Source organism: Pantoea sp. X-Soil-TKNS-1279 (assembly GCF_059730565.1).
In genome coordinates, this window is record NZ_AP035948.1 from 4,064,556 (window position 1) to 4,090,559 (window position 26,004).

Genomic DNA, 26,004 nt, shown 5'->3' on the forward strand with positions numbered 1-26,004 from the left:
CGCCATGTCTCATACCCTGAAAGACCAAAAGAAATTGCTGGCGCGCGTACGCCGCATCAAGGGCCAGACCGAATCACTGGAAAAAGCGCTGGTGGGCGGGGAAGAGTGTCTGAAGGTGTTGCAGCAGGTCGCAGCGGTGCGGGGAGCGATTAACGGATTAATGAGTGAGTTGCTGGAAGGACATATTCGCGAGCACCTGATGAACCCACACGCCAGCGAGCAAGAGCGCAACGCCGATATGGAACAGATTATTGCGGTGGTGCGCAGTTATATGAAGTAACAACATCGCGCGATAAATAGGTGTGGATTACGTAGCGGCGCGATTTATCGCGCCTTTTTCCTCAAAATCGCGCAAACCGATACGGCGTGGGGTCGATCAGCGGCGTATGACCGGAGACCAGATCGGCCGCCAGTTGCCCGGCAGCCGGTGACGTACCGAAACCGTGACCGGAAAAACCGGTCGCCAGCGTCAGACCCGGCAAGCTGGCAACCGGGCCGATGACCGGGTTCGAATCGGGCGTCACATCAATCACCCCAGCCCAGGCCTGCGCCAGCTCAGCTTGCTCAAACACCGGCCAGGCCGCACGCAGGTTACGCATCGCCTCCTGATTGAGCGCCGGGTTAGCCGCCGGATCGAGCGTACGAACACGTTCGAACGGCGAACGTCGATCGCCACGCCAGCGTCGAGCCAGCGCCAGGTCTTTAACAAAATAGCGGCCAAGCGAGATACGCAGATTGTCCCGCGCATGACGCAATTGGGGTAAATAGCGCGTCCCCAGCAGCAGATGGTCGAGGGTCAGCGGCGCATCCAACGCGCCACGCTGAGTAATAACAAATCCACCATCCTGGTGTTTGCGGAACGAGAAATCCGGCGCACCCACGGCGATATGGGTTGGCCCCTCCATCGGTTTAGTGCGCATCACCGAACAGATCAATGGCAGTGTCGGCAGCGCAATACCCTGATTGCCAAGGAAACGCCGCGACCAGGCTCCCGCCGCCAGCAGCACCTGGTCACAGCGAATTTCGCCACGTTCGGTTATCACCCCGCTAACCTTGCCGTCGCTGGTTTCCAGCGTGCGCACCGCGCACTGCTCAACAATGATCGCCCCGCGCGCGATAGCCGCTTTCGCAATCGCGCTGGCAGCGAGCGTCGGTTCTGCCCGACCATCGGAGGCGGTGAAAATCCCTCCCGCCCAATGACCCTGCCCTCCCGGCACCCGTTGTGCAATCTCCGCTTTGCTCAGCAATTGCGTATCCAGCGCCAGCGGCGCTACCGCTTTAAACCAGCCTTCATGCAGCGCCATCTGGGCTTCATTGCGGGCGATAAACATAATGCCCGCCTGACGATATCCCACATCGCTGCCAACACGCGCCGCCATGCCCGCCCACAGACGATCGGCGGCCTGCGCCAGTGGAATATCATCGGCAGCACGGCTGGTTTTACGAATCCAGCCCAGATTACGCGATGACTGCTCGCCCGCGATGCGGCCTTTTTCCAGCACCACCACCGGGATGTTGCGCTCCGCCAGCGTTAGCGCGGCGGTTAAACCGACAATGCCGCCGCCAATAATCACCACCGTGGTGGCGGAGGGGAAAGCGGCAGAGGTGGTAACGGGGGTAATTTGCGGTGACATAACGCGCCTCCTGTGATGCCTTACAGCGCCACGGTGATTTCCTGTACTGCGGCCTGACCGGCCCCACGGTATGCCGTAACCTCCAGCTCCACCTTGTAAACCGTGGAACCCAGCGGCGGGCAAGTCACGGTGGTGGCCGGGTTGATGCCACGAAACTTCTCGCCGATGATGGCCATTACCGTCGGCACATCGTCCGGTTCCTGAATAAACACCCGCGAGAACACCACATCCTTGAGCGAGGCATCAATCGCCGCCAGCGCCGCTTCGATATTGGCAAACACCTGCAAGGTTTGCTCCGTGACATCGGCCGGAATCTCCTTGCTGACCGGGTTGCGGCCTGCGGTATTGGAGACATAAATCCAGTTATCTACCGCGACAATGCGTGAATAACTGCCCATCTCTTCAAATTTTGAACCGGTTTTTACTTTAATAATCTGCGTCATGCTGGTTTCCTTGGTTAGCTGAGTACCGGGGTTTCCCACAGGTTTAATTTCACGCCGATGCCTTTTGCGATCGCGTTGCGATACACCACCGTGCCCCAGGCAACGTCTTCCACCGGCATACCACCGACGGACATGATGATGATCTCTTCATCGTTTTGGCGGCCAGGTGCATCACCGGCAACGATTTTGCCGATATCTTCCAGTTGCTCCGCTGCCAGCTTGCCCTCGGCGATCATGTCCATAAAACGCACGCCGATAACCGGGATGGTTTTATGGGCGGGTTTCGGCACCTCCTCGAACCACGCCTGATACAGGCCGGTGTTATCCAGCACTTTGCGCACGTCGGGTTGCTCCATCCCGGCGTCGATGTTGCACAGCGCAGGCATGGCAAGAAACGCCCCTGGCTTTACCCACTCGCGTTTGACCAGAGGATAGCTGTCCGGGTCGCCCACCTCGCCGGAACTGCAATAGGTCACGATGTCGGAGTCACGCACCACCGCTTCGAGGGTATCGACGATTTCGATATGTTTGATTTGCGGATACGTCTCCTGCACCCAGGTGAGGAAGTTATCGAGGCTACGCTGCCCACGCCCCTTCACTTTGATGGTGTCGATCAGCGGGCACACCGCGATAAACGCGGCGACGGCGGTTTTACCCATCACGCCGGGGCCCAGCAGGCCAATTACGCGAGAATTCTTGCGTGCCAGATGGCGCGCGCCCACGCCGGGTACTGCGCCGGTGCGATACGCCGACAACAGGTTCGCTGACATATGCGCCAGCGGTGCGCCGGTATCCGCATCGTTAAGGGTGAACATCAGAATCGAGCGCGGCAGTCCTTTTTCGCGGTTGGCGATATTCGAGCCATACCATTTCACCCCGGCGGTACAGAAGCTGCCGCCGAGATAGGCGGGCATCGCCATTAAACGTCGGTCAGCCGTGGGCTTCGGCATCGTGGGAAAGGGTGAGTTTTCCGGGAAGGTCACCATCGCGCCGTGCGAATCGTTATTGGCCCCGGCCATGCGGTAGTCGCCTTGATACAGCAGGCCAAACATCTCCTCCATAGTATCGACACAGGCGGGCATGTCGGTGACGCCTGCGCGGATCATGTCCTGCTCCGACAGGTAGATAAAATCAATCCGGGTTGAATCTGTCATGGCTAACCCCTTTTCAGTCTTCGTTCGTATTCCCGCCAGCGCAGTGCGTCTGGCGTGCAGGTGGATGCCTTTAGGAATACGTGACTGGATTCGGGCTGTATTGAATATTTGCGACATCCGCGTGGCACAGCGCTTGCATGATCCCGCTATCCCTGTTCAGCCTGTAGCGGAGCGCGCGATGTCTGAGAATTCCCTTTATCGTCATGGCGGCAGCTTTCACCCGGAACAGCCGTTTTTCGTGCTGAATGCCGCGCAACATTACTCCGTGATCGCCTCAGAAAACCCGGCGATTTCACACTTTTACAGCTTCGATGTCGCGCAATCGGCAGGCATGACGCTGGCGATTCCCGATGGCTGCGTCGATATCGTGTTTGATTGCGATCCGCTCAACCCGAAAGGGCGCGTGTGCGGCACCACGCTGGAAGCACGCGGCGCCGACATGCTGCACAACCATCATTATTTTGGCGTGCGGTTCGCGCCAGGCGTTATCCCCGATTTTCTTGATGTGATGGCAGAGGAGATCCCCGACCATGAATTCAGCTTTCTTGATGTGGTACCTGATGCCCGACTGGCGTTTGAACAAATTGTGCAAAGCCACAGCTTTTCACAGCAAATTTCGTTATTTAACGCCCACTTCACGCCACGGCTGGTGCGCAAAGCCTCATCGGTAACCGCCTTTATCATCCACGCGATGCGCCAGCAAAAGGGCAATATTCGCGTCGATCAACTGGAAGCCCTGACCGGTTATACCTGCCGCACCATTCAGCGGCAGTTCCGCCAGGATACCGGTTTGTCGCCCAAAGCCTTCAGCCGCATTCTGCGCTGCCAGTCGGCGCTAACCAGCATCCATGCGCAGGGTAATATTTCCTTTAGCGATCTGGCGTTTAACCTCGGGTTCAGCGACCAGTCCCACTTCCTGCGTGAATTTAAAAAGTTCGTCAGCACCACGCCCTGCGACTATCAACGCCGGATTGCCCACGACGCGTTGTTCCATCGCTTGCGCTATCACTGAGCACTAAAACGGTGCAACTCTGCACCGTTGCTCTGTCCGATTTTTTCTATCCGTCATCGTCATCGCTGAGAAATGATGCAGCGAAGTTACCTGCTTCAGGCGACGCAGATCGCCTGAGAAATTTCACTCTCTCCATAGAGGCGCTGGCGATGAACAACGATACCGGTTTACGCAAAAATACGTTGGGCTTGTTTTCTCTGGTCTTTTTTGTGGTGGCGGCGGCGTCGCCGCTGACTGGCGTGGTCGGTGGCCTGCCGGTGGCGATTATTTCCGGCAATGGCGGTGGCATTCCGGTGTTTTACATCCTGTCGTGCGTCATTTTGATGCTGTTCGCGGTGGGCTTTATCGCCATGAGTCGCCACGTCAATAACGCCGGTGCCTTCTATACCTATATCTCCAAAGGTCTGGGAGAAAACTGGGGCGCATCGGCGTCGGTACTGGCGTTAATGGCCTACTTCTCCATCCAAATCGCGATTGTCGCCATGCTCGGCTTCTTTACCCAGCTGTTCCTTGAAGAACATCTCAGCACCCATATTCCCTGGTGGGCGCTGAGTATGTTGTTTGCGGTGATTGCCTGGGTGCTGGGCATCAAACGGGTTGAGGTGGGCGGTAAGTTACTGGGCGTGCTGATGCTGGCCGAGGTCGCGATCGTACTGCTGACCGATGTGATGCTGCTGGTGAAAAAAGCCGGTCCTTACACCTTCCAGTCGTTTGAGCCGTCCGTGTTTATGCAAGGCAACCTCGGTATCGCCTTTATCTTTACCATCGCCGCCTTTATCGGTTTTGAATCAACGGCGATCTATGCCGAAGAGTGCCGCGATCCACAGAAAACCGTGCCACGCGCCACCATTTGCGCCCTGCTGCTCATCACCGCCTTTTTCTGCTTTACCAGTTGGTCGCTGGTGCAGGCCTATGGCTTCGATGAAATTGTGGCCATCGCCAGCAAAGATCCCGGCAATTTTGTCTTCAACATCACCCGTCAGTATGTCGGCCAGTGGGCGGTGGATACCATGTCGGTGCTGTTGATCACCAGCCTGTTCGCCGCCACCCTGGCGTTTCACAACAATATCTCCCGCTATCTGTTTAGCATCAGCCGTGATGGTCTGATCTGGAAAGAGCTGTGCAAAACCCATCCCACCAACGGTACGCCACATAACGCCAGCCATCTGCATAGCGTGATTCTGTTGCTGTTACTGGCGGGGATGGGCAGCGCCGGGCTGGACCCGATGGTGCACATCTTTGCCATCGGTTCGGCGGTCGCTACCCTGTGTATCCTGATTCTGCAATTGGGCGTGTCAGCGGCGGTGGTGCTGTTTTTCCGTCGCGTCGTAACGGATGACAGCCGGTTTCAGGTGTTCTGGGCACCGCTGCTGTCGATTATTTGTATGACCCTCACCATCATTCTGGTGGTGAACAATCTGCAATCCCTGAGTGGCAGCGATTCCAGCGTGGTGAAGATGATCCCGTGGTTTATCGCCGCCTGTGCGCTGGCGGGTTACGGCATGTCATTGAAGCGTGGAATGAAAGTGGCGGTGATAAAAAAATAATCTGCCTTAGCTGCTTTAACTCAGTTTCCCCCTGAATATCCCTATATGTAGCGGCGCGATTTATCGCGCTCTTTTCAGGCTGTGTCATGACCTGCAATGACCCGCGCGATAAATCGCGCCGCTACTCAATGCATCATCGTTTCCCACCCCACTCTTCCCAACATTGGGCAACATCATTCAGTTTCAGAATCATCCTAATAAAATCGTTAACACTGTTAATTTATTGACATGAAGCCGTGTTAAATTTTACTAATGTATTACGGTGCCATCGCGTATTTACGCGATGATAATCAGATCCAATCTCTACACAAATAAGTGACATATCAGCTTTAGCAGGCCGCAATATCCCCTCGATTTTTTCAGATAAATCGGGTGAAAAGTGACATTGCGGTGACAGAATTATCTCCATATTAACTGGCTTGACACCATTTTCACGTAACCGAGTGAGATGCGTATCTCATTTATCTTTCATGGAAAAAGCAATCAGGAAATCAGGTAATGGCTATTGATATTTATTTGAAAGTTGACGGAACAACCGGTGAGTCCCAGGACAGCAATCACAAAGGATGGACCGATGTACTCTCCTTTACATGGGGAGCTGCACAACCGGGAAATATGTCAGTTGGCGGCGGCGGTGGTGCTGGCAAAGTGGCTTACCGTGATCTGAATATTAAGGCGTTGATTGATAAATCCACCCCGGCGATTTTGAAGTTCTGCTCCAGCGGTAAACATGTCGACAAAGTCGAGCTGTCAGTTTGTAAGGCCGGTGGCAACCAGGTTGAATATTCAAAGATCACCCTTGAAGACGTGCTGGTTACGCAAACCGACTTCAACGGCGTGGGTCAGAGCGACACCATCGTAGTGGATTACGCCTTCCAGGCGGCCAAAGTCTCCATGAGCTATTGGGAACAGGGCGAGAGTGGTACCAAAGGTGCCGAAAGCAAAGTGAGCTGGGACATTAAGCAAAACAAAGAAAGCTAAACACGCATGACACCCTGATATCACGACAAGGCGATGGTAAACACAATGGCGATAGATATTTTTTTAAAAGTGGATGGCATCAATGGTGAATCGCAAAATGCGAATCACAAGAACTGGATCGATGTGTATTCATTTAGCTGGGGGGCAAAGCAACCCGGTAATATGGCGGTGGGTGGTGGTGGTGGCGCAGGTAAAGTGAATTATCGTGACCTTACTGTGCAGGCGCTGGTTGATAAAGGTACCCCGGCGTTACTGAAATATTGCTCCAGCGGCAAACATATTGCCAAAGTTCAACTGTCAGTCTGCAAAGCCGGCGGTCAGGAAGTCGAATATACCCTTATTACGCTGGAAGATGTGTTGGTAACACAAACCGATTATATCGGTGTAGCACATGGATCAACCCTGGGTATGGAATACGCATTTCAGGCCAGTAAGGTGGCGATGGAATATTGGGAACAGACTTCTCAGGGGAATAAAGGCGCGTCAGTGCAGATGGGTTGGGATATCAAACAAAACAAAGAAGTCTAACCACGCTCGGGGGCGTTATGGCATTTCCGAAATCACATGAAATATTAGCACTGACATCACAACCCGAATTAAATAATCGTGTGTCAGCAAACTATCTGACCACTGAAATTCTGGACGAAGCTTTGATTCTCGTCCGTTCGTTATCGACGGATGAAGTCTTCAGACTGGCTAAATCGGAAACCAGTCAGATTGCTTATACCCTGAAAGATTACAAAGACGAGAATAACCGCCGCCTGGCTTCCGGCGATGTCGAGTCAGGGCAGTTACCACTGGGGAGGATTAACCATCTGGATAACCGTGTAGCCGGTGTGCGCGTCCAGCATGTGGATAATGCCGCCAAAAGTGCGTTGGGGGGAACCGCAATATTTCTCGGTGCCGGGCTATGGGCGGGATTAGGGTCCAGTGTGGGCAGCATCATTGGCAGGAATGCCGTACAGTTCGGCGTCACCGCCGCCTCCGCGTGGGGAACACGTTTTGTGACCCAGAAAGTCGTGGCGGTGAATCAGATGGCGTCACATATCAAAAATCTCGCCGATATGTTCAATACCACCCACAATGCATTTTCTGAATTCCGCAATGACGTCTATGTCAAACGCGTACAGTACAAACCTGATGAAGACAGCCCTCCCCTGACTTTTGAACAAAATGTCACCGGTAAAAATGCACTTCCGGGCGATCAGGCCGCGGCAATTCAGCAGATACTGACCCGATTTATCAGCTCAGCCTATCAGCGCGTTGATATTGTTGGCCGACCTGCCGAGTTTATGAAGGTCTATTTTGAAGGCGGGGCTCCGCTGGATATTTCACGTATTCAGTATGATTACCTGATCAATCTCAAGTTGCCGTAATCAGGATGACAACGCCTGCGCGCACGCCCAGGCGGAACTCCACGCCCACTGGAAGTTATAGCCACCCAGCCAGCCGGTCACATCCACCACTTCGCCGATAAAATACAATCCGGGCACATCGCGTGCTTCCATGGTTTTTGACGATAACAGGGTGGTATCCACGCCGCCCAGCGTCACTTCAGCCGTGCGGTAGCCTTCGGTGCCGTTTGGCTGTACCCGCCACTGATGCAGGGTTTGCACCAGTTCGCCCTGCTGCTTGCTGTTGAGCTGCTTCAGGGTGACGTCAGGGATCTGGTTCAGCGCCTGCAACACTTCCACCAGGCGCTTCGGCAAAATTTTCGCCAGGCTGTTTTTCAGGCTGAGATTCGGATGGGCGTCGCGCTGGATATTAATAAACCCATCCAGCGGCGTTGCCGGGGATAAATCCACCGTCACGAACTCGCCGGGCTGCCAGTAACTGGAGATTTGCAACACCGCCGGGCCAGATAAACCGCGATGGGTAAACAACAACGCCTCTTTAAATAAGGTGCCATCCTGCGCAGTGATGGTGGTGGGTAACGCCACGCCGGATAAGGTGTTCAATTGTTCCAGCAGCGGTTTATGCAGAGTAAAAGGCACCAGCGCAGCGCGCGTCGGGAACACTTTCAAACCAAACTGCTCCGCCACTTTATAACCGAACGGTGAAGCTCCCAGCCCCGGCATCGATAAGCCACCGCTGGCGATCACCAACTTCTCCGCCTGCACCGTCATGCCGTTCAGTTGCAGGGTGTAGCCTGCGTCGTCACGCTGCACGCTCAGCACTTCGCTGCGCAACCGGAGCGTCACCTGTCCGGCTTCACACTCGGCCAGCAGCATATCCACGATTTGCTGCGCCGAATCGTCACAGAACAACTGGCCCAGCGTTTTCTCGTGATATGCGATGCCGTGACGATTGACCAGATCGATAAAGTCCCACTGGGTATAGCGCGCCAGCGCAGATTTACAAAAGTGCGGGTTATGGGAGAGGTAGGCCGCAGGCTCGGTGTACATATTGGTGAAGTTGCAGCGCCCGCCGCCCGACATCAGAATTTTGCGGCCCGCTTTTTTGCCGTTATCAAGCAGCAGCACACGCAGGCCACGCTGTCCGGCCTGTGCAGCACAGAACATGCCCGCAGCACCCGCGCCAACAATGATAACGTCAAACTTTTCCACTGCTTTTTCTCACTTCACCCGAAAGGCGCTGATTGTAGTGTTCTGTCCTCTTTGACGCCAGCGTCAAAAAAATGCCGTAAATATGTCATATTGTAAATGACTCATATTTCGGCATTTTTCCCTTGTTTAGGCGTGTGACTGGCAACATTAAGACAAAAAAAGACTATATTTCCCTTTCCCATACAGCACGTTGTCGCGGATAATGCGCCGCGTTCATGTCCTCCAAAATGGCGTAACGTTTATGCTACATCTGTTTGCTGGTCTTGACCTGAGTACCGGCCTGTTATTGGTTCTTGCCCTGCTGTTTGTATTGTTTTACGAAGCAATCAACGGTTTCCACGACACAGCCAACGCGGTCGCGACAGTTATCTACACCCGTGCGATGCGGGCGCAGCTGGCGGTTGTGATGGCAGGTGTTTTCAACTTTTTCGGTGTTTTGCTGGGCGGTTTGAGCGTGGCCTATGCCATTGTTCATATGCTCCCCACCGATCTGCTATTAAATGTTGGTTCAGCTCACGGCCTGGCTATGGTGTTCTCCATGCTGCTGGCTGCGATTATCTGGAACCTCGGCACCTGGTATCTTGGCCTGCCGGCGTCCAGCTCCCATACCCTGATTGGTGCCATTATTGGTATCGGTCTGACCAATGCTCTGATGACCGGAACGTCGGTGGTTGATGCGCTCAACCTGCCAAAAGTTCTGAATATCTTCCTTTCCCTGATCCTGTCGCCGATTGTCGGTCTGGTGATTGCCGGTAGCCTGATTTTCCTGCTGCGCCGCTACTGGAGCAGCACCAAGAAACGCTCGCGTATTCATATGACGCCAGCCGATCGCGAGAAAATCGACGGCAAGAAAAAGCCGCCATTCTGGACGCGTATCGCCCTGATTGTTTCCGCCATTGGCGTAAGCTATTCACACGGTGCGAACGATGGTCAGAAAGGCATTGGCCTGATCATGCTGGTGCTGATTGGTGTCGCACCTGCGGGTTTCGTGGTCAACATGAATGCCTCCGGTTATGACATCACCCGTACCCGTGATGCCGTCAACCATCTGGAGCAGTACTACCAGCAGCACAGCGAAACCCTGACGCACATTGTGCAGATGGTGCCGCCTGCGGTGCCTGCGCCAGAAGAGTCCATCAATGGCCCGCATGAATTCCACTGCGATAGCGCCCGTGCGCTGCCAGCGATTCAGCGAGCTCAGGGCTTACTGAACAATCTGCAAAGCTACAGTGACCTGACACCAGACCAGCGCAGCCAGATGCGTCGTCTGCTGCTGTGTATCTCCGATACCGCCGATAAAGCGGCGAAGCTGCCGGAAACCAGCGCTGACGACCAGCGTTTCCTGAACAAGCTGAAAAGCGATCTGTTGGGAACCGTTGAGTATGCGCCGGTGTGGATCATCATGGCCGTAGCCCTGGCGCTTGGCGTCGGCACCATGATTGGCTGGCGTCGTGTGGCGACCACTATCGGTGAGAAGATTGGTAAGAAAGGCATGACCTACGCGCAGGGTATGTCAGCGCAGGTGACGGCAGCGGTGTCGATTGGCATTGCCAGCTACACCGGGATGCCGGTTTCCACCACGCACATTCTGTCGTCGTCAGTCGCCGGGACCATGTTGGTTGATGGTGGCGGTCTGCAAAGCCGTACCATCAAGAATATCGCGATGGCGTGGGTGTTTACCCTGCCGGTGTGTATTCTGTTGTCCGGTTCCTTGTACTGGATTGCGCTGAAGCTGGTGTAATCACCGCTTCAGACACCGAAGGGCGACAGCAATGTCGCCCTTTTTTTATTGCCAGACCGCCATCGCGATCAGGCTGACAACCACCAGCCCACACAGCCCGCTGGTCAAAATAAATTGCCCGCGTACCCGTTCACAGCGACGAATAAACTCTTCGTCGTGATGGTCACGATAGCGCTTCTCCCAGATATAGCGCACCAGGCGCACCTGTTTGCTGGGCTGACCGTGCGACGTAAAGAAGCCAGCACCATCCACATATTGATATAACAGCGGATCGCAACCACGTAGCACCGCCAATAACGAGCGCAGAGAAGAGAAGTAGCGCGCCATATTCACCAGACAAACTACACAAAGAGCCCAAAAAAGCGCGATAGTGCTAATCATGATCCCCTCCCGGCTGGAGACGTGGAGACGCAACGCTGTAAACGCTCCACGAGAAAGCCTTCCACTGAATGAATCGAATTGCGTTGTTTTTTTGCGAGTCCGGCGGTAAGTCATCAGGAGATGTATGACCGTCATTTTCAGTGTAGGAGATTTGGTAAAAATTTTTCCAGCGATGATTTTCGTTCACCGCGAGCGAAAAAAGCGATAACCCTTGATCTTCCTCACAGCGGCGCAGCGCCTTGCAGCATTTGTTAACAACTCTGGCTATACTGGGGGGTATAACAACAAACCGCCTGCAAAGCATAAATCTCGATGGGTGGCGCTTATCGCCGTTATGCGCAAAGGATTTCGCCAGCCGTGACGTGGCAGGAATTCGGGTTGCCCCCAGAATCTTGTGAAAGGAGTTATATCATGGCTTATAAACACATCCTGATTGCAGTAGACCTTTCCCCTGAAAGCCAGTTACTGGTTGAAAAAGCCGTCTCACTGGCACGTCCCTATGATGCGAAAATCTCATTAATCCACGTTGATGTGAATTATTCAGACCTCTACACCGGGCTGATTGACGTCAATTTGGGTGATATGCAGAAACGCATCTCTGAAGAGACGCATACCGCACTGAAAGAACTTTCGACCAACGCCGGATACCCCATCAGTGAAACCCTGAGCGGTAGCGGTGACCTCGGTCAGGTGCTGGTGGATGCGATTAGAAAATATGATGTGGATTTGGTGGTATGTGGCCACCATCAGGACTTCTGGAGCAAGCTGATGTCCTCAGCGCGCCAGCTCATTAATACGGTGCATATTGATATGTTGATTGTGCCGTTGCGCGATGACGACGAATAACACATCAGGCCGGGAAACCGGCCTGATTTTTTGTAGCGGATATGTGCAAATATCAGCTTAGCGGCGGATAGATATCAAAACGATGGCTTTTGGTCACCACCGCTGACTGTGTCACCACACCCGCTAACGGCGGGGCGTAATCCGGGCGCTTCACCACAATACGTTTTTTCGCCAGACGCCGCGCCGGTTCCAGCAGTGCATCAGCATCCTCATCCGCGCCCACCAGAGACTGGAATACCCGCATCTCCTTTTTCACCATCGCGCTTTTTTGCCGGTGAGGATACATCGGGTCGAGATACACCACATCTGGCGCGGGAGTGATTTCACTCAGCGCCTGCTGGCTGACGACATGCAGCAGCGTTAATCGCTCGCGCAGCCAGCCGCCGATTTCCTCATCGTCATAACCCCGACGTAAACCATCCTCCAGCAACGCCGCCACCACCGGATGACGTTCCAGCATGCGCACCCGGCAGCCCAGCGCGGCCAGAACAAAGGCATCGCGTCCTAATCCGGCCGTGGCATCGACCACATCCGGCAGGTAATCACCCTTGATACCCACCGCTTTCGCCACTGCTTCACCGCGCCCACCGCCAAAACGACGCCGGTGCGCCATCGCGCCAGAGACGAAATCAACAAAAATGCCGCCCAGCTTTGGCTCGTCGCGTTTACGCAGCTCAAGATGGCTGGCAGTCAGCACCAGCGCCAGTGGCGACTGCTCATCCTGCTCCAGTCCCCAGCGCTGGGCCAAATGTAATAAGGCGCCGTCTCCGGCGCCTGTTTCATCAATTAAACCGATTTTCACAAGCAGGCTTATCCCTGAATCCCGTAATGTTCCAGCATCGCATCGAGTTGCGGTTCACGGCCACGGAAGCGTTTAAACAGCTCCATTGGCTCCTCAGAACCACCACGCGTCAGGATGTTGTCGAGGAACGACTGACCGGTTTCACGGTTAAAGATACCCTCTTCTTCAAAGCGTGAGTAAGCATCGGCAGCCAGCACGTCGGCCCACAGGTAGCTGTAGTAACCTGCGGCATAGCCACCCGCAAACACATGGCTGAAGGCGTGCGGGAAACGGCCCCATTCCGGGCTGGGCACCACCGCCACCTGCTTCTTCACCTCACGCAGGGTTTCGAGGATTTGCGCGCCCTGCTGCGGGTTAAACTCGGTGTGCAGACGGAAATCGAACAGGCCGAACTCCAGCTGACGCAGGATAAACAGCGCCGCCTGGTAGTTTTTCGCTGCCAGCATTTTATCCAGCAGTTCTTTCGGCAGCGGCTCGCCAGTTTCATAGTGGCCGGAGATAAACGCCAGCGCATCCGGTTCCCAGCACCAGTTCTCCATAAACTGGCTCGGCAGTTCCACCGCATCCCACGGCACACCGCTGATACCGGACACGCCAGGGGTTTCGATACGCGTCAGCATATGATGCAGACCATGACCAAACTCGTGGAACAGCGTGGTCACTTCATCATGGGTGAACAACGCAGGCTTGCCCTGCACCGGACGGTTGAAGTTACAGGTGAGGTAAGCCACCGGCTTTTGCAGGCTGCCATCGGCTTTGCGCATCTGGCCGACACAGTCGTCCATCCAGGCTCCGCCGCGTTTGTGCTCACGCGCGTAGAGGTCGAGGTAGAAGCTACCGCGCAGTTCGCCGGTTTCATCAAACAGGTCGAAGAAACGCACATCCGGGTGGTAAACGTCGACATCTTTACGCTCTTGCGCGCTGATGCCGTAGATACGTTTCACCACTTCAAACAGGCCATTCACCGCACGCGCTTCCGGGAAATAGGGACGCAGTTGCTCATCGCTAATGGTGTAGAGATGCTGCTTCTGCTTTTCGCCGTAGTAAGTCAGATCCCACGGGTTCATCTCGTCGACGCCGAACTCTTTTTTGGCGAAGGCGCGCAGTTGGGCCAGCTCTTTCTCACCCTGTGGACGGGCGCGTTTAGCAAGGTCAGTGAGGAAATCGATCACCTGAGACGGGCTTTCCGCCATTTTGGTCGCCAGCGATTTATCCGCAAAGGAATCAAAGCCGAGCAACTGGGCCAGTTCGTGGCGCAGCGCCAGTTCTTCCGCCATCACCGGGCCGTTATCCCATTTACCGGCGTTCGGGCCTTGATCAGACGCACGGGTTGAGTAGGCGCGATACATCTCTTCACGCAGCGCCGCGTTGTCGCAGTAGGTCATCACCGGCAGATAGCTCGGGATATCCAGCGTCAGCAACCAGCCTTCCTGCTCTTTGGCTTCCGCCATCGCTTTGGCTGCCGCCAGCGCACTTTCCGGCATACCGGACAGCTCCGCTTCATCGGTGATCAGTTTGTTCCAGCCCTGAGTGGCATCGAGGACGTTGTTGCTGTAGGTCGAACCCAGCTCAGACAGACGCGCGGCAATCTCGCCATAGCGTTTCTGTTTTTCTTTATCGAGTCCGATACCCGATAACTCGAAATCACGCAGGCTGTTATCCACCGCTTTCTTCTGGGCGATATCCAGCGCCGCATAGTTGTCACCCTGCTTCAGGTCACGATACGCTTGGTACAGTCCTTCATGCTGACCAACCCAGGTGCTGTATTCGGACAGCAGCGGCAGCGTCTGCTCATAAGCCTCACGCAGTTCCGGGCTGTTTTTTACCGAGTTCAGATGGCTGACCGGCGAAAAAATACGCCCGAGGCGATCATCCACTTCTGCCAGCGGTTGTACCAGGTTATCCCAGCTATAAGGCGCGCCCTGTGCCACTACGCGCTCCACCGCCGCACGGCAGTCGTCCAGTGCGGCGGTTACCGCAGGAACAACGTGCTCAGGTTTGATGGCAGAAAAAGGCGGAAGGGTAAAAGGCGTAAGTAACGGATTGGTCATAAGCGCAGTCCTTTTATGGAGTATGGGGCGCGATCGGTCGCGCAACGCAATCTTACTAACATGCGGCCTGATTAGCGGAAAATCAATGCTGCCCCGAAACGTCAGCAATTTTTATCCAGCGCGGCTATAATCCCGCCACATACGATGTAGTGAATTCTTTGATCCAACCGCGGACCCCTCTTTTTTATGCTGAGTTATCGCCACAGTTTTCATGCCGGCAACCATGCCGACGTGCTCAAACACACCGTTGAGAGCCTGATCCTGACCGCCCTGATGGAGAAGGAGAAGCCTTTCCTCTATCTGGATACCCACGCCGGTGCCGGACGTTACCAGCTGAGCGGTGAGCACGCCGAGCGTACCGGTGAATATCTGGAAGGCATCGCGCGTATCTGGCAGCAGCCGGATGCGCCGGAACTGCTGAAGCCTTACTTCTCAGCGATCCGTAACCTGAACCCTAACGGCACCCTGCGCTACTATCCGGGTTCACCGCTGATTGCCCGCCATCTGCTGCGCCAGGACGATAAACTGCAACTCACCGAGCTGCATTCCAGCGATTATCCGCTGCTGCGCAATGAATTCAGCAAAGACAGCCGTGCGCGTGTCGAGCGTGCCGATGGTTATCAGCAGTTGAAAGCCAAGCTGCCACCGCCAACGCGCCGTGGCCTGATCCTGATCGACCCGCCGTATGAGCTGAAAAGCGATTATCAGGACGTGGTGAAAGGCATTCAGGAAGGTTACAAGCGTTTCAGTACCGGTATCTACGCGTTGTGGTATCCGGTGGTGCTACGTCAGCAGATCAAACATATGACCAAAGATCTGCAAGCCACCGGCATTCGCAACATTTTGCAGATTGAGCTGGCCGTCCGCCCGGACAGCGACCAGCGTGGCATGACCGCTTCGGGGATGATTGTGATTAACCCACCGTGGAAGCTGGAGCAGCAGATGAAAGAACTGCTGCCGTGGCTGCATCAGAAACTGGTGCCAGCAGGCACCGGTCATACTCGTATTGAGTGGATTGTGCCGGAGTAAGGCGCACTAAATCTCGAACACCGCAAAATCATGTGCCAGCTCCGTCGCCGCAAAGATGGACTGGCACTCCGCCAGCAATCTCTCCCGATCCTGTGACAAATAGCGCGAGCTGAAATGGGTGGCGATCAACCGCTTAGCCCCGGCCTGTTTTGCCACTTCTGCCGTTTGTATCGTGGTGGAATGGCCGCGACTGTTGGCCTTCTCCGCCAGCGCCGCCTCCAGCGTGGTTTCGTGCACCATCACATCGGCATCAGCCGCCAGTTGCAACGCCACCTCAGTCGGCCCGGTATCGCCAAAAATCGCCACCACCTTGCCTTTGGTGGACGGCCCCAGATATTCAGCACCATTAATTTCGCGCCCATCCTCCAACCGGACACGCTCGCCCTGCTTCAGTTGCTGATACCACGGCCCACGCGGCACCCCTTCCGCTTTCAGGCGCGAAGCATCAAGAAAACCGGGGGTATCATGCTGTTCGATGCGGTAGCCGTAGCACTCCACAATATGGTTCATCGGCCAGGCGGTGACACGGAAATCACCGTCGTCAAACACCAGCCCGGCGGCGATTTCCACGATTTCCAGCGGAAAACTGGTATAGGAGCCGCTCAGGCTCAGCGCCGTCTCGATGAATTGACGGATACCTGACGGACCATAGATGGTCAGTGGTTCTTTTAAGCCCGCCATCGAGCGACTGGTGAGTAATCCGGGCAGACCAAAAATATGGTCGCCGTGCAGATGGGTAATAAAGATTTTTTCCAGCTTGCTCGGTTTCAGCGCCGAACGCATGTATTGATGCTGCGTCGCCTCACCACAATCGAACAACCAGGTGTCACCCCGTTTGGATAAGGTCAACGCAATGGCGGTGACGTTACGTTGCAGGCTTGGCGCACCTGCGCCGGTGCCAAGAAATGTCAGTTGCATACGGTGCTTCCCTGTAATGGGTTTTGATCCAACCCTATCACAATCATAGGTGCAATCTTTGCGCCCTTTCCCCTGTCAGCGTTACACTCTAACCCAATTTTTCTTCCTGCAAATGGACACATCTGATGACCAGACATTTTGACTACCTTGCCATTGGCGGCGGCAGCGGCGGAATCGCCTCCATTAACCGTGCAGCGATGTACGGCCAGAAATGCGCCCTGATTGAAGCCAAAGAGCTGGGCGGCACCTGTGTCAACGTAGGTTGCGTACCAAAAAAAGTGATGTGGCACGCGGCGCAGATTGCCGAAGCTATTCACCTGTATGGCCCGGATTACGGCTTCGACACCACGGTTAACCGCTTCGACTGGTCAACCCTGGTGAAAAATCGCAGCGCCTATATCGATCGTATCCACACCTCATACGACAACGTGCTGGGCAAGAACAAGGTTGAAGTAATCAAAGGCTTCGCCCGTTTTGTTGATGCGCACACCGTGGAAGTGAACGGTGAAACCATTACCGCTGATCATATCCTGATCGCCACTGGTGGCCGTCCAGGCCATCCCAACGTGCCGGGAGCAGAATACGGCATCGACTCCGACGGCTTCTTTGAGCTGGATGCGCTGCCAAAACGTGTGGCGGTAGTCGGAGCCGGTTATATCGCCGTGGAGCTGGCAGGGGTGGTCAACGCGCTGGGCGCGGAAACCCACCTGTTTGTGCGTAAGCACGCGCCGCTGCGCAGCTTTGACCCGCTGATCACCGATACGCTGGTTGAAGTGATGCAGGCTGAAGGCCCGTCATTGCATACCGATTCCATCCCGCAAGCGGTGATCAAAAACGCTGACGGCAGCCTGACGCTGCAACTGGAAAACGGTCAGGAGCAAACCGTAGATTGCCTGGTATGGGCGATTGGCCGTGAACCGGCCAACGATAACTTCAATCTGGCCGTCACTGGCGTGGCGCTGGATGAGAAAGGTTATATCAAGGTGGATAAGTTCCAGAACACCAGCGTGCCGGGCATTTACGCGGTCGGTGACAACACCGGCGCAGTCGAGCTGACACCGGTAGCGGTAGCAGCAGGCCGTCGCTTGTCTGAGCGTCTGTTCAACAACAAGCCGGACGAACATCTGGATTACAACAATATCCCGACCGTAGTGTTCAGCCACCCGCCGATTGGCACCGTCGGTCTGACCGAACCCCAGGCGCGTGAGCAGTACGGCGATGATCAGGTGAAAGTGTACAAATCGGCCTTCACCGCCATGTACACCGCCGTCACCCAACACCGTCAGCCATGCCGGATGAAGCTGGTCTGCGTAGGACCGGAAGAGAAAATCGTCGGTATCCACGGTATCGGTTTTGGCATGGATGAGATGCTGCAAGGCTTTGCAGTGGCGCTGAAAATGGGTGCCACCAAAAAAGACTTCGACAACACCGTGGCGATCCACCCGACCGCAGCGGAAGAGTTTGTGACGATGCGCTAACTAACCCGGCCAGCATGTTACTGCATGCTGGCTTTCCTCCCTTACCCTTCCAGACAAAAACTCTGTTTCTTTGCTACTCAATCCTCGCTCGCCGGGATAACATTTCTCCCTTTGCAGACGCTAACGTATTTATCGCGTGGCTGTTTTTTGGTGAATTATTTGGCAGAGGGAGGCTGATGTGAATATTTATTTTGCGCAGCGGGGATTAAGTAGCAAGGAACAGAATCAGGCATGAATATCATCAGTATTATTATGTCGGCGGGTAAAGCCTCGGTGGATGTGGCGCTGTATACGCTGATTCCCATCATGGTTGTTATGTTATTTGTGATGAAATATCTGGAGGCAAAAGGCGTACTCGATTTTATTGTGCGTCATACCACGCCGTTATTAAAACCTTTGGGTATTACCGGGCTGGCGTTATTTGCCCTCATCCAGTTAAATTTTGTCAGTTTCGCCGCTCCGCTCGCCGCCCTGGCGATTATGGAAAAACGTGGCACCTCCGATCGCCATATGGCTGCCACGCTCAGCATGTTATTTGCCATGGGCCAGGCAAATGCCTTTTATCCTTTGATTCCTGCCGGTCTGCATTGGGGGGCGGCCATACTGATCTCGATTTCTGGAGGCATCGTGGCGGCTTCCACCACTTACCACTTTTTTGGTCGTAAGCTCTCTGCCGTCGCGCTGCGTGATGAAGACGAGGGAATCAGTCATAACGAAGCGAAGCCCGGCCTGATTGCCATTATCAATAATGCCGGTTCCGATGCGATTCGTCTGGCGCTTGGCTCGCTACCGATGTTGATCCTCTCCTTATCGGTAGTCGGCATTCTGAAAGAGGCCGGTGGCGTAGAATTGCTGACCCGGTGGTTGTCTCCGTTGCTGGACCGACTGAATATTTCCGAGGTCTACATTCTGCCCGCACTCACCAAATGCCTGGCAGGCGGCACGGCCTACTATGGCGTCATTGCGGGTCTGGTGGAAAAAGGGTTGTACAGCGCCCACAATATTAACGCGTCGGCAGGTTTGTTGATTCAGACCTTCGACCTGCCCGGCATCGGCATTTTCCTCGGCCTGTCCAGTCGCTTCCCACGACTGTTCCGTTTCGCCGTACCGGGTATTCTGTTAGGTATCGCGCTGCGCACCACGGCGCATTCTTTCCTTTTTTAAACGCAACGCTAAACAGGTAACCACCTGTTTAGCGCTTCAATTTTCTAAATAACACCACAGTTATTAAGCGTTATTTAAAATTAACCCTATCTATTTTATCGTTATTTTCATCAGTTGCATGACGGTTATTGTTAGTATTATTATCCCGAAACGATTATTGCTGAACGCTGCAATTAACCCTATAACTCTAATGGTTTGCCTGCTAATAAATATCGGCAGCACATACCCTGAAGAAATATCTGGTTAATAACGTAATCCCTTATATTCATCGCAGGTAATATTCCTGTGCGTCATATTTTGTATGCAGATAGGGTCTATCCATGAGCGGTAAAAAAATAACCTGGAATGGCGGGTTACAGCACGAAGCCATCGACATTCTTGCCAAAGAGGGCGGCATGATCGTCAGCCCCACCAAGGTCGGCTACATCATTATGACCTCCGATAAAGCCGGCCTGGAACGCAAGTTCGAGGCGAAAAACCGTAATCGCAACAAGCCAGGCGTGGTGCTGTGCGGCTCGCTGGAGCAACTGCGTTCCCTGGCACAGCTCAACCCGGAAATCGACGAACTGTATCAACGCCACTGGGATCAGGACATTCTGCTGGGCTGCATCTTACCGTGGCGTGAAGATGCGTTGTCGCGTATTCCGGCTGACGGTTCCAAAGCGTTAATGATGGATGGCCGCCAGACCAGCTGTTTCGTGATTAAATTCGGCAAGCCGGGTGAAATACTGGCAAAAGAATTGTGGGAAAAACACGGTAAATTCTCCTTTGCCAGTTCCGCTAACCCATCCGGTCAGGGCAACCGTGGTCTGGTTGAAGGTATTGGCGAACGCATTGAATCCCGTGCCGATTTAATTATTGCTGCCAACGATTACGTGAAATCCATTCAACCCAACGACGACAACAAAGTGCGTTATGAGCAGGGAGTGATGGTGTCGATGGTGGATAATGAAGGTCGTTTAATCCCGGAGCAAAAAGGCGAGCGCAAAATCACACCCTGTCCGGTGCTGATCCGCAAAGGTCTTGATGTTGATAAGATTATGTCGCTGCTGTCCGATATTTTCCCTTCGTGGGATTATCGTCACGGCGATTATTATTAATTTGTAGCGCGATGAATCGCGCCGCTACGAAACCTTGCACATATTGTTCATAACAGCGCGATGAATCGCGTCGTGATGAAACTTTGCAGATACGGTAGCGGCGCGATTTATCGCGCAATGAAATTTACCACTCAACCGTAATCTTGCCGAAGTGACCGGCGTTTTGTTGATGCTGAAACGCGGCCGGTAGATCTCCCAGGGTGCCGTAACTGTCGCTGATCACCGGACGAATGCCGGTCTGCTCCAGTGCGCGCACAAAGTCCTGCTGCTGGCGGCGATGGCCGACAATCAATCCCTGAATGCGCGCCTGCTTTGCCATTAACAGCGAGGTAGGGATCACGCCTTCACGCCCGGTCAGCACACCGATCAACGCAATATGACCACCGACACGCACCGCTTCGATCGATTGCGCCATCGTGCCGGGACCGCCCAGCTCAATCACCACATCCGCACCCTGACCCTGCGTCAATTGCTGCACCGCTTTGCCCCACTCCGGCGTGCTGCGATAGTTAATCACCTCATCCGCGCCCAGCTCGCGCGCACGCGCCAGCTTTTCATCGGACGAGGAGGTGACGATCACCCGTGCGCCCATGCTTTTGGCAATTTGCAGCGCGGTGATGGACACGCCACCGGTACCCAGCGTCAGAATGGTATCACCCGCTTTGATCTGCGCATCACCCACCAAGGCGCGCCAGGCCGTCAGACCGGAGGTAGTGATGGTCGCCGCTTCCGCATGTCGCCAGCCTTTTGGTGCCAGGGTGAAGTGGCTGGCCGGACGCACCACCACTTCTGCGGCAAAACCGTGCGCACCATCGCCCGGTGTTTGGGCAAAGTTTCCGACCTGAGCCGAGGATAATCCATCTTGCCACTGCGGGAAGAAGCCGGATACCACATGATCGCCCACCTTAAATTCGCTGACGCCAGCGCCAATCTCTTCCACCACCCCCGCGCCGTCTGCCATCATAATGCGGCCATCAGCGGTCGGAATGGCCCCCTGGGCGACCAGTAAATCGTGGAAATTCAGTGAAGTGGCATGAATTGCCACCCGGATTTCACCCGGCCCAGGTTTGCCGGGGTCCGGCAGGTCCACCAATTGCAAATTCTCCAGTCCACCGGGGCTTTTTAAGATCATCGCTTGCATTGTCAGTCATCCTCGTCAGCAAAAAGGTAAGTGTGGCAGTGATAGCGAATCCCTGCCTTTTCCGATGGTGCTCAGCATGACAAAGGAGAAGACATCACGGAAATCGTGATTTTTGATTTTAGATATCGCCAGAAATGATACCTTTCAGCGCAATGGCTGATAAAACGCCCGAATCTCCTGCGCCAACAACTCTGGTTCCTCCATCGCGGTAAAATGCCCACCGCGTGGCAATTCATGCCAGTGCCGAATAGCCAGATTCTGCTCTGCCCAGTGGCGCGGCGGCGGCATCAGGTCATACGGAAAACGCGTCAACCCGGTCGGCACGGTGATTTTCGCCATCGGCGGAAGCGAGTGGCTGTTTTCGTAATAGAGGTTGGCTGAAGTGCCGAAGCTAGCGGTAAGCCAGTACAACATGATGTTATTGAGCAGCTCATCTTTGCTGAAGCGGCCAAACACATTGCCCTGGCAATCACCCCAACTGTGGAATTTCTCCAGAATCCAGCTTGCCAGTCCGACCGGGGAATCATTGAGCGCGAATGCCAGGGTTTGCGGTTTGGTGGATTGCAGCGCCATATACGCCCCTTCCTGCGTAATCCATTTCATCGCTGCCGCCTGATAGTCGCGCGCTTCATCGGTAAGATCTGCACCGGTCGCCTGCATCAACGGGCGTACCAACCCGATATCGGTGAGGTGAATACCCACCAACCTGTCGGGATGCTGCACCGCAAGGTAGCGGGTGACGCCAGAACCAATATCGCCCCCGCTGGCGGCGAAACGCGGGTAGCCCAACTCGGTCATCAACTGCGCCCAGAGATCGGCGATTTGCGCGTTGTTAACCCCGCCCGGCGGGCAGGCCGAAAAGGCAAAGCCCGGTAGCGATGGCACGATAACATCGAACGCATCCTCCGCCTTGCCACCAAAACGTGCCGGATCGGTCAACAGCGGGATAATTTTCTGGTAGCGCAAAAACGAATCGGGCCAGCCGTGAGTCAACAACAGCGGCAACGGGTCAGGCCCGTTGCCGCGTTGATGGACAAAATGGATCTGCGTCTCATCCTGCCGCCAGTAATAATGCCCAAGCTGGTTAAGGTCGTGCTCCTGCTGACGCCAGTCATACTGATGCAGCCAGTAATCCACCAACGCTTTTAGCTCATCAGGCGCGGTGCCTTTCTGCCACACAGCGCCGGGCAGGGTCGCCGCCCAGCGCGTCTGGCGCAGACGCCATTCGAGGTCATCCAACTGTGATTGCGCGATATCAATCTGAAAGGATTGCACAGACATAGCAACTCCTGGAGTTTAATCAGGCTCTGCCTCTACTGTAGTCTGCTCAGGCATCCGCGCCATAGGCCAGTGCTTTTTGCGTATGCAACTCCGCCAGACGATTTTGTAAGGCCATATCAATGTGCTGATAAGCGGTGCTGCCAAGAGCCAGTCGCAACGGCATCTGCGGCTGTTCCAGGGTGGTGATCATCGCTGTCACACATTTTTCTGCATCACCGAGGATGGCAAACTCCCCTGACTGCAACCTGCGTCGCAGCTCGCCCGAGGCGGTAGCGCGATAGCATTCCAGCGCCGTAGCCACATCCAGTCCGGCACCAAAGTTGGTCGCTGTCGGGCCAGGTTCCACCAACAAAAAGTCGATGCCAAAGCTCACGACCTCCTGGCGTACCGCCTCAACAAAACCCTCAATGCCCCATTTGGTGGCGTGATACAGGCTGAAGTTGGGATAAGCCACCTGGCCGCCTTCCGACGACAATTGGGCAATGCGACCGCCGCCCTGCTGACGCAGCAGCGGAATCGCTGCACGAATCAGCTGAATCGAGCCGGTGAGGTTGGTGGCAATTTGCCGTTCAATTTGCGCATCACTCAGCTCCTCGGCGGCACCAAACAGGCCGTAAGCGGCGTTGCTCACCACCACATCAATGCGCCCGGCGCTGGCAAAAGCTTGCGTGATGGCGGGTGCAATGGTGGCGGTCTGCGCCAGATCCAACGCAATAACCTGCAAACGTTCAGCGTAGCGTTGTTGCAGGTCAGCCATCGCCGCCACCCGACGAACGCAGGCAATCACAACATCACCACGCGCCAGTAAGCGTTCACTCATCAAACGACCCAGCCCATTGCTGGCACCGGTAATTAACCAGGTTTTCATCATTGTTTCCTCCTGTTGAAAACCTGATGGTAGATCGCTTTACTGGTGGTTATCGTCTCCCTAATCGCGCATGACCTGGTGAGGAAAAACCACCAATGAGAAGACCTTCGTGGCATGAACTGCAAGCCATCAGAACGCTGGCGGAGCAGCGCAGCTTTCGCCGCGCCGCCGAAATGCTCGGGCTAAAACGTTCCTCACTCAGCCATCTGGTGAAAGGGTTGGAACACAATCTGGGTGTACAGTTGTTTCAGCGCACCACGCGAAGCGTGGCACTGACCGAGGCAGGCCAGCAGTTGCTCAGCCGGCTGACGCCGCTATTGAATGAGATGGACGAGGTGCTGTTTGACGTCAGCGCTCAGCGCCAGCAGCATTCCGGCACGCTACGTATCAGCGCCAGCGATGCGGCAATTGGCTTGCTGCTAACGCATGTTATTCCGGCGTTCAGCGTCCAATATCCGCAAATAGAACTGGACCTCGCCGCGCAGGGTGCACTGGTGGATATCACCGCGCAGGGTTTTGATGCCGGCATTCGGCTGATTGAAGACGTGCCGCAGGATATGGTGGCAGTGCCGCTTGGCGGCCCGCTGACGTTTGTTACCGTGGCAGCCGGGGCTTACCTCGCTGATCATCCGCCGGTACAGCATCCGCAGGATTTACAGCAGCACCAGTGCATCCGCCAGCGGCTGCCGAGTGGTAAACGCTATCGCTGGGAATATCAACGGCAGGGGGAGTCGCTGGAAATGGATGTGCCGGGTACGCTGACGCTCGACAACAATGCGCTGATGGCCCAGGCGGCCATCAGCGGTTTAGGCATCGCTTACCTGCCGCTGCCGTACGCCAGCGCAGGATTAGCCAACGGCCAGCTGGTGGAGTTGCTGGCCGAGTGGCGTGTGCAGTCGGCGGGCATCGCCTTGTGGTTTCCACCTAACCGCCATCAGTCGATGGCGCTACGGCTGTTTATCGATGCCCTGAAAACGCATCTGCCCTATTAAAGCTGACGTTGCGGCGCTTTATGCACCATAGTGTAGGCATAATCAACGCCCATACCGTAGGCACCGCTGTGCTCACGCACCAGGTCCATCACCGCGTCATAGGTCTCTTTGCGTGACCAGTCGCGCTGGTACTCCAGCAACACCTGCTGCCATGTCACCGGCACCGCACCGGCCTGCACCATCCGTTGTACCGAACGTTCGTGGGCATCCACGCTGGTGCCGCCTGAGGTGTCAGTCACCACATAGACTTCATAACCCGCTTTCAACGCCATCAGTGCCGGGAAGGTCAGGCACACTTCGGTCCACAGCGCGGAGATAATCAGCTTTTTACGTCCGGTTTTTTCTACCGCGGCAACAAATTTGGCATCTTCCCATGAGTTCATTGAGGTTCGCTCAATCGGCTTCGCTTCCGGGTGTACCGCCAGCAGTTCCGGCCAGATGTAGCCGCTAAAGCTTTCGGTTTCCACCGAGGTGTAAATCACCGGCACGTCGAAAATCTTGCCCGCTTTTGCCAGGGCAACGGTGTTATTTTTGAGCTGCTGGCGATCGATATTGGCCACGCCAAATGCCATCTGCGGCTGGTGGTCGATGAAGATCAGGGTAGAGTTTTGCGGGTCGAGCAGGTCAAGTTTAGACATGGTAAATTCCTCAGCGGTATAGGTTTTGTGTGTTGTGTCGTTGAGATGAACTTTAAAAAAAGCCGCGCTGAAGAGATAACGGAAAGAATTTTATAAGTTGTTCAAAACGATTTTAGAAGATTGATTTAATTGAAAAAAACCACCATTCCCTCGCCAAAAGCCTGCGAAACAACGTTGATCAGTCGGTGAAGACAGGCGTAACCTGTGATCACAAAATCAAAAATTCACCATCGCAA

At 54.9% G+C, this 26,004-nt stretch carries 25 protein-coding genes; 13 read left to right on the forward strand and 12 right to left on the reverse strand.

Going from position 1 to position 26,004, the window contains the following annotated elements; all coding sequences use genetic code 11:
- Positions 1-4: 4 nt before the first annotated feature.
- Positions 5-280, forward strand: a complete 276-nt coding sequence (locus tag AC6I8N_RS19055) for a metal/formaldehyde-sensitive transcriptional repressor (RefSeq protein WP_208724341.1) — start codon at positions 5-7, stop codon at positions 278-280.
- 61 nt (positions 281-341) lie between these two features.
- Here the strand turns inward: AC6I8N_RS19055 and AC6I8N_RS19060 are convergent, their stop codons facing one another.
- Genes AC6I8N_RS19060 through AC6I8N_RS19070 form a run of 3 tightly spaced genes read right to left on the reverse strand, consistent with a single transcriptional unit; the run spans position 342 to position 3,231 of the window.
- Positions 342-1,634 carry an NAD(P)/FAD-dependent oxidoreductase gene (locus tag AC6I8N_RS19060; RefSeq protein ID WP_497829694.1) on the reverse strand — a complete coding sequence of 431 codons (1,293 nt, stop codon included), beginning with the start codon at positions 1,632-1,634 and terminating at the stop codon, positions 342-344.
- Between the two features lie 20 nt (positions 1,635-1,654).
- Entirely contained in the window at positions 1,655-2,077 is a 423-nt protein-coding gene (locus AC6I8N_RS19065) for a RidA family protein (protein ID WP_021184902.1), read from the reverse strand.
- Positions 2,078-2,091: 14 nt separating this feature from the next.
- The gene (locus AC6I8N_RS19070) at positions 2,092-3,231 is read right to left on the reverse strand and encodes an ornithine cyclodeaminase family protein (protein ID WP_497829695.1); all 1,140 of its coding nucleotides are present in this window, start codon (positions 3,229-3,231) and stop codon (positions 2,092-2,094) included.
- 178 nt (positions 3,232-3,409) lie between these two features.
- Between AC6I8N_RS19070 and AC6I8N_RS19075 the strand changes: the two genes are divergently transcribed.
- From AC6I8N_RS19075 to AC6I8N_RS19095, 5 genes are all read left to right on the forward strand, one after another.
- Positions 3,410-4,243, forward strand: coding sequence for a helix-turn-helix domain-containing protein (locus tag AC6I8N_RS19075; protein WP_415173638.1), 834 nt, complete (start codon positions 3,410-3,412; stop codon positions 4,241-4,243).
- A 149-nt stretch (positions 4,244-4,392) separates the two neighbouring features.
- The gene (locus tag AC6I8N_RS19080) at positions 4,393-5,790 is read left to right on the forward strand and encodes an APC family permease (RefSeq protein ID WP_036626733.1); all 1,398 of its coding nucleotides are present in this window, start codon (positions 4,393-4,395) and stop codon (positions 5,788-5,790) included.
- A 498-nt stretch (positions 5,791-6,288) separates the two neighbouring features.
- On the forward strand, positions 6,289-6,771 hold the full coding sequence (locus AC6I8N_RS19085; protein ID WP_021184906.1) for an Hcp family type VI secretion system effector: 483 nt from the start codon (positions 6,289-6,291) through the stop codon (positions 6,769-6,771).
- Between the two features lie 45 nt (positions 6,772-6,816).
- On the forward strand, positions 6,817-7,299 hold the full coding sequence (locus AC6I8N_RS19090; RefSeq protein WP_021184907.1) for an Hcp family type VI secretion system effector: 483 nt from the start codon (positions 6,817-6,819) through the stop codon (positions 7,297-7,299).
- On the forward strand, positions 7,269-8,147 hold the full coding sequence (locus AC6I8N_RS19095) for a hypothetical protein (RefSeq protein WP_497829696.1): 879 nt from the start codon (positions 7,269-7,271) through the stop codon (positions 8,145-8,147). Before AC6I8N_RS19090 ends, AC6I8N_RS19095 begins: the two co-directional genes overlap by 31 nt.
- Here AC6I8N_RS19095 and AC6I8N_RS19100 read toward each other — a convergent pair whose 3' ends face one another.
- A complete protein-coding gene (locus AC6I8N_RS19100; RefSeq protein ID WP_497829697.1) occupies positions 8,148-9,338 on the reverse strand; it encodes a BaiN/RdsA family NAD(P)/FAD-dependent oxidoreductase in 1,191 nt (396 codons plus the stop codon).
- A gap of 241 nt (positions 9,339-9,579) precedes the next feature.
- Here AC6I8N_RS19100 and pitA point away from each other — a divergent pair, with 241 nt between their 5' ends.
- Positions 9,580-11,079 (forward strand): inorganic phosphate transporter PitA, encoded by a 1,500-nt coding sequence (gene pitA, locus AC6I8N_RS19105; RefSeq protein ID WP_021184910.1) that lies wholly within the window; start codon positions 9,580-9,582, stop codon positions 11,077-11,079.
- Positions 11,080-11,124: 45 nt separating this feature from the next.
- Here the strand turns inward: pitA and uspB are convergent, their stop codons facing one another.
- Complete coding sequence (uspB, locus tag AC6I8N_RS19110; RefSeq protein WP_036626735.1) at positions 11,125-11,460, reverse strand: universal stress protein UspB; 336 nt, start codon at positions 11,458-11,460, stop codon at positions 11,125-11,127.
- A 411-nt stretch (positions 11,461-11,871) separates the two neighbouring features.
- On the opposite strand from uspB, the gene uspA reads away from it, so the two are divergent.
- Complete coding sequence (gene uspA / locus AC6I8N_RS19115; protein WP_013510885.1) at positions 11,872-12,306, forward strand: universal stress protein UspA; 435 nt, start codon at positions 11,872-11,874, stop codon at positions 12,304-12,306.
- 52 nt (positions 12,307-12,358) lie between these two features.
- Here uspA and rsmJ read toward each other — a convergent pair whose 3' ends face one another.
- The gene (gene rsmJ / locus AC6I8N_RS19120) at positions 12,359-13,108 is read right to left on the reverse strand and encodes a 16S rRNA (guanine(1516)-N(2))-methyltransferase RsmJ (protein WP_497829698.1); all 750 of its coding nucleotides are present in this window, start codon (positions 13,106-13,108) and stop codon (positions 12,359-12,361) included.
- 8 nt (positions 13,109-13,116) lie between these two features.
- Entirely contained in the window at positions 13,117-15,159 is a 2,043-nt protein-coding gene (gene prlC / locus AC6I8N_RS19125) for an oligopeptidase A (protein WP_021184913.1), read from the reverse strand.
- A 186-nt stretch (positions 15,160-15,345) separates the two neighbouring features.
- Between prlC and AC6I8N_RS19130 the strand changes: the two genes are divergently transcribed.
- Positions 15,346-16,188 (forward strand): 23S rRNA (adenine(2030)-N(6))-methyltransferase RlmJ, encoded by an 843-nt coding sequence (locus tag AC6I8N_RS19130; protein ID WP_021184914.1) that lies wholly within the window; start codon positions 15,346-15,348, stop codon positions 16,186-16,188.
- Between the two features lie 6 nt (positions 16,189-16,194).
- On the opposite strand, the gene rnz is transcribed toward AC6I8N_RS19130, so the two are convergent.
- Positions 16,195-17,106 carry a ribonuclease Z gene (gene rnz / locus AC6I8N_RS19135; protein ID WP_497829699.1) on the reverse strand — a complete coding sequence of 304 codons (912 nt, stop codon included), beginning with the start codon at positions 17,104-17,106 and terminating at the stop codon, positions 16,195-16,197.
- Between the two features lie 125 nt (positions 17,107-17,231).
- On the opposite strand from rnz, the gene gorA reads away from it, so the two are divergent.
- The 3 genes from gorA (at position 17,232) to AC6I8N_RS19150 (ending at position 20,848) form a co-directional block, all read left to right on the forward strand.
- Positions 17,232-18,584: a glutathione-disulfide reductase gene (gene gorA / locus AC6I8N_RS19140; RefSeq protein ID WP_415173631.1), complete on the forward strand. Its 1,353-nt coding sequence runs from the start codon at positions 17,232-17,234 to the stop codon at positions 18,582-18,584.
- Positions 18,585-18,815: 231 nt separating this feature from the next.
- Positions 18,816-19,748: a nucleoside recognition domain-containing protein gene (locus tag AC6I8N_RS19145; RefSeq protein WP_497829700.1), complete on the forward strand. Its 933-nt coding sequence runs from the start codon at positions 18,816-18,818 to the stop codon at positions 19,746-19,748.
- A gap of 320 nt (positions 19,749-20,068) precedes the next feature.
- Positions 20,069-20,848 (forward strand): L-threonylcarbamoyladenylate synthase, encoded by a 780-nt coding sequence (locus AC6I8N_RS19150; protein ID WP_021184918.1) that lies wholly within the window; start codon positions 20,069-20,071, stop codon positions 20,846-20,848.
- 124 nt (positions 20,849-20,972) lie between these two features.
- Here the strand turns inward: AC6I8N_RS19150 and AC6I8N_RS19155 are convergent, their stop codons facing one another.
- The 3 genes from AC6I8N_RS19155 to AC6I8N_RS19165 form a co-directional block, all read right to left on the reverse strand.
- Entirely contained in the window at positions 20,973-21,989 is a 1,017-nt protein-coding gene (locus tag AC6I8N_RS19155; protein ID WP_208724351.1) for a zinc-dependent alcohol dehydrogenase family protein, read from the reverse strand.
- Between the two features lie 144 nt (positions 21,990-22,133).
- Positions 22,134-23,270 (reverse strand): epoxide hydrolase family protein, encoded by a 1,137-nt coding sequence (locus AC6I8N_RS19160; RefSeq protein ID WP_497829701.1) that lies wholly within the window; start codon positions 23,268-23,270, stop codon positions 22,134-22,136.
- 46 nt (positions 23,271-23,316) lie between these two features.
- Entirely contained in the window at positions 23,317-24,138 is an 822-nt protein-coding gene (locus AC6I8N_RS19165) for an SDR family oxidoreductase (RefSeq protein ID WP_497830715.1), read from the reverse strand.
- 95 nt (positions 24,139-24,233) lie between these two features.
- Between AC6I8N_RS19165 and AC6I8N_RS19170 the strand changes: the two genes are divergently transcribed.
- Positions 24,234-25,130 (forward strand): LysR family transcriptional regulator, encoded by an 897-nt coding sequence (locus AC6I8N_RS19170; RefSeq protein ID WP_497829702.1) that lies wholly within the window; start codon positions 24,234-24,236, stop codon positions 25,128-25,130.
- Here AC6I8N_RS19170 and AC6I8N_RS19175 read toward each other — a convergent pair.
- A complete protein-coding gene (locus AC6I8N_RS19175; protein ID WP_021184923.1) occupies positions 25,127-25,768 on the reverse strand; it encodes a hydrolase in 642 nt (213 codons plus the stop codon). The genes AC6I8N_RS19170 and AC6I8N_RS19175 overlap by 4 nt on opposite strands.
- Between the last annotated feature and the right edge of the window lie 236 nt (positions 25,769-26,004).

Excerpts from the sequence above, each read along its gene's own strand:
- AC6I8N_RS19055 (WP_208724341.1), top strand. The coding sequence starts at position 5 with ATGTCTCATACCCTGAAAGACCAAAAGAAATTGCTGGCGCGCGTACGC.
- AC6I8N_RS19060 (WP_497829694.1), bottom strand. The coding sequence starts at position 1,634 with ATGTCACCGCAAATTACCCCCGTTACCACCTCTGCCGCTTTCCCCTCC.
- AC6I8N_RS19065 (WP_021184902.1), bottom strand. The coding sequence starts at position 2,077 with ATGACGCAGATTATTAAAGTAAAAACCGGTTCAAAATTTGAAGAGATG.
- AC6I8N_RS19070 (WP_497829695.1), bottom strand. The coding sequence starts at position 3,231 with ATGACAGATTCAACCCGGATTGATTTTATCTACCTGTCGGAGCAGGAC.
- AC6I8N_RS19075 (WP_415173638.1), top strand. The coding sequence starts at position 3,410 with ATGTCTGAGAATTCCCTTTATCGTCATGGCGGCAGCTTTCACCCGGAA.
- AC6I8N_RS19080 (WP_036626733.1), top strand. The coding sequence starts at position 4,393 with ATGAACAACGATACCGGTTTACGCAAAAATACGTTGGGCTTGTTTTCT.
- AC6I8N_RS19085 (WP_021184906.1), top strand. The coding sequence starts at position 6,289 with ATGGCTATTGATATTTATTTGAAAGTTGACGGAACAACCGGTGAGTCC.
- AC6I8N_RS19090 (WP_021184907.1), top strand. The coding sequence starts at position 6,817 with ATGGCGATAGATATTTTTTTAAAAGTGGATGGCATCAATGGTGAATCG.
- pitA (WP_021184910.1), top strand. The coding sequence starts at position 9,580 with ATGCTACATCTGTTTGCTGGTCTTGACCTGAGTACCGGCCTGTTATTG.
- uspB (WP_036626735.1), bottom strand. The coding sequence starts at position 11,460 with ATGATTAGCACTATCGCGCTTTTTTGGGCTCTTTGTGTAGTTTGTCTG.
- uspA (WP_013510885.1), top strand. The coding sequence starts at position 11,872 with ATGGCTTATAAACACATCCTGATTGCAGTAGACCTTTCCCCTGAAAGC.
- prlC (WP_021184913.1), bottom strand. The coding sequence starts at position 15,159 with ATGACCAATCCGTTACTTACGCCTTTTACCCTTCCGCCTTTTTCTGCC.
- AC6I8N_RS19130 (WP_021184914.1), top strand. The coding sequence starts at position 15,346 with ATGCTGAGTTATCGCCACAGTTTTCATGCCGGCAACCATGCCGACGTG.
- rnz (WP_497829699.1), bottom strand. The coding sequence starts at position 17,106 with ATGCAACTGACATTTCTTGGCACCGGCGCAGGTGCGCCAAGCCTGCAA.
- gorA (WP_415173631.1), top strand. The coding sequence starts at position 17,232 with ATGACCAGACATTTTGACTACCTTGCCATTGGCGGCGGCAGCGGCGGA.
- AC6I8N_RS19145 (WP_497829700.1), top strand. The coding sequence starts at position 18,816 with ATGAATATCATCAGTATTATTATGTCGGCGGGTAAAGCCTCGGTGGAT.
- AC6I8N_RS19150 (WP_021184918.1), top strand. The coding sequence starts at position 20,069 with ATGAGCGGTAAAAAAATAACCTGGAATGGCGGGTTACAGCACGAAGCC.
- AC6I8N_RS19155 (WP_208724351.1), bottom strand. The coding sequence starts at position 21,989 with ATGCAAGCGATGATCTTAAAAAGCCCCGGTGGACTGGAGAATTTGCAA.
- AC6I8N_RS19160 (WP_497829701.1), bottom strand. The coding sequence starts at position 23,270 with ATGTCTGTGCAATCCTTTCAGATTGATATCGCGCAATCACAGTTGGAT.
- AC6I8N_RS19165 (WP_497830715.1), bottom strand. The coding sequence starts at position 24,138 with ATGAAAACCTGGTTAATTACCGGTGCCAGCAATGGGCTGGGTCGTTTG.
- AC6I8N_RS19170 (WP_497829702.1), top strand. The coding sequence starts at position 24,234 with ATGAGAAGACCTTCGTGGCATGAACTGCAAGCCATCAGAACGCTGGCG.
- AC6I8N_RS19175 (WP_021184923.1), bottom strand. The coding sequence starts at position 25,768 with ATGTCTAAACTTGACCTGCTCGACCCGCAAAACTCTACCCTGATCTTC.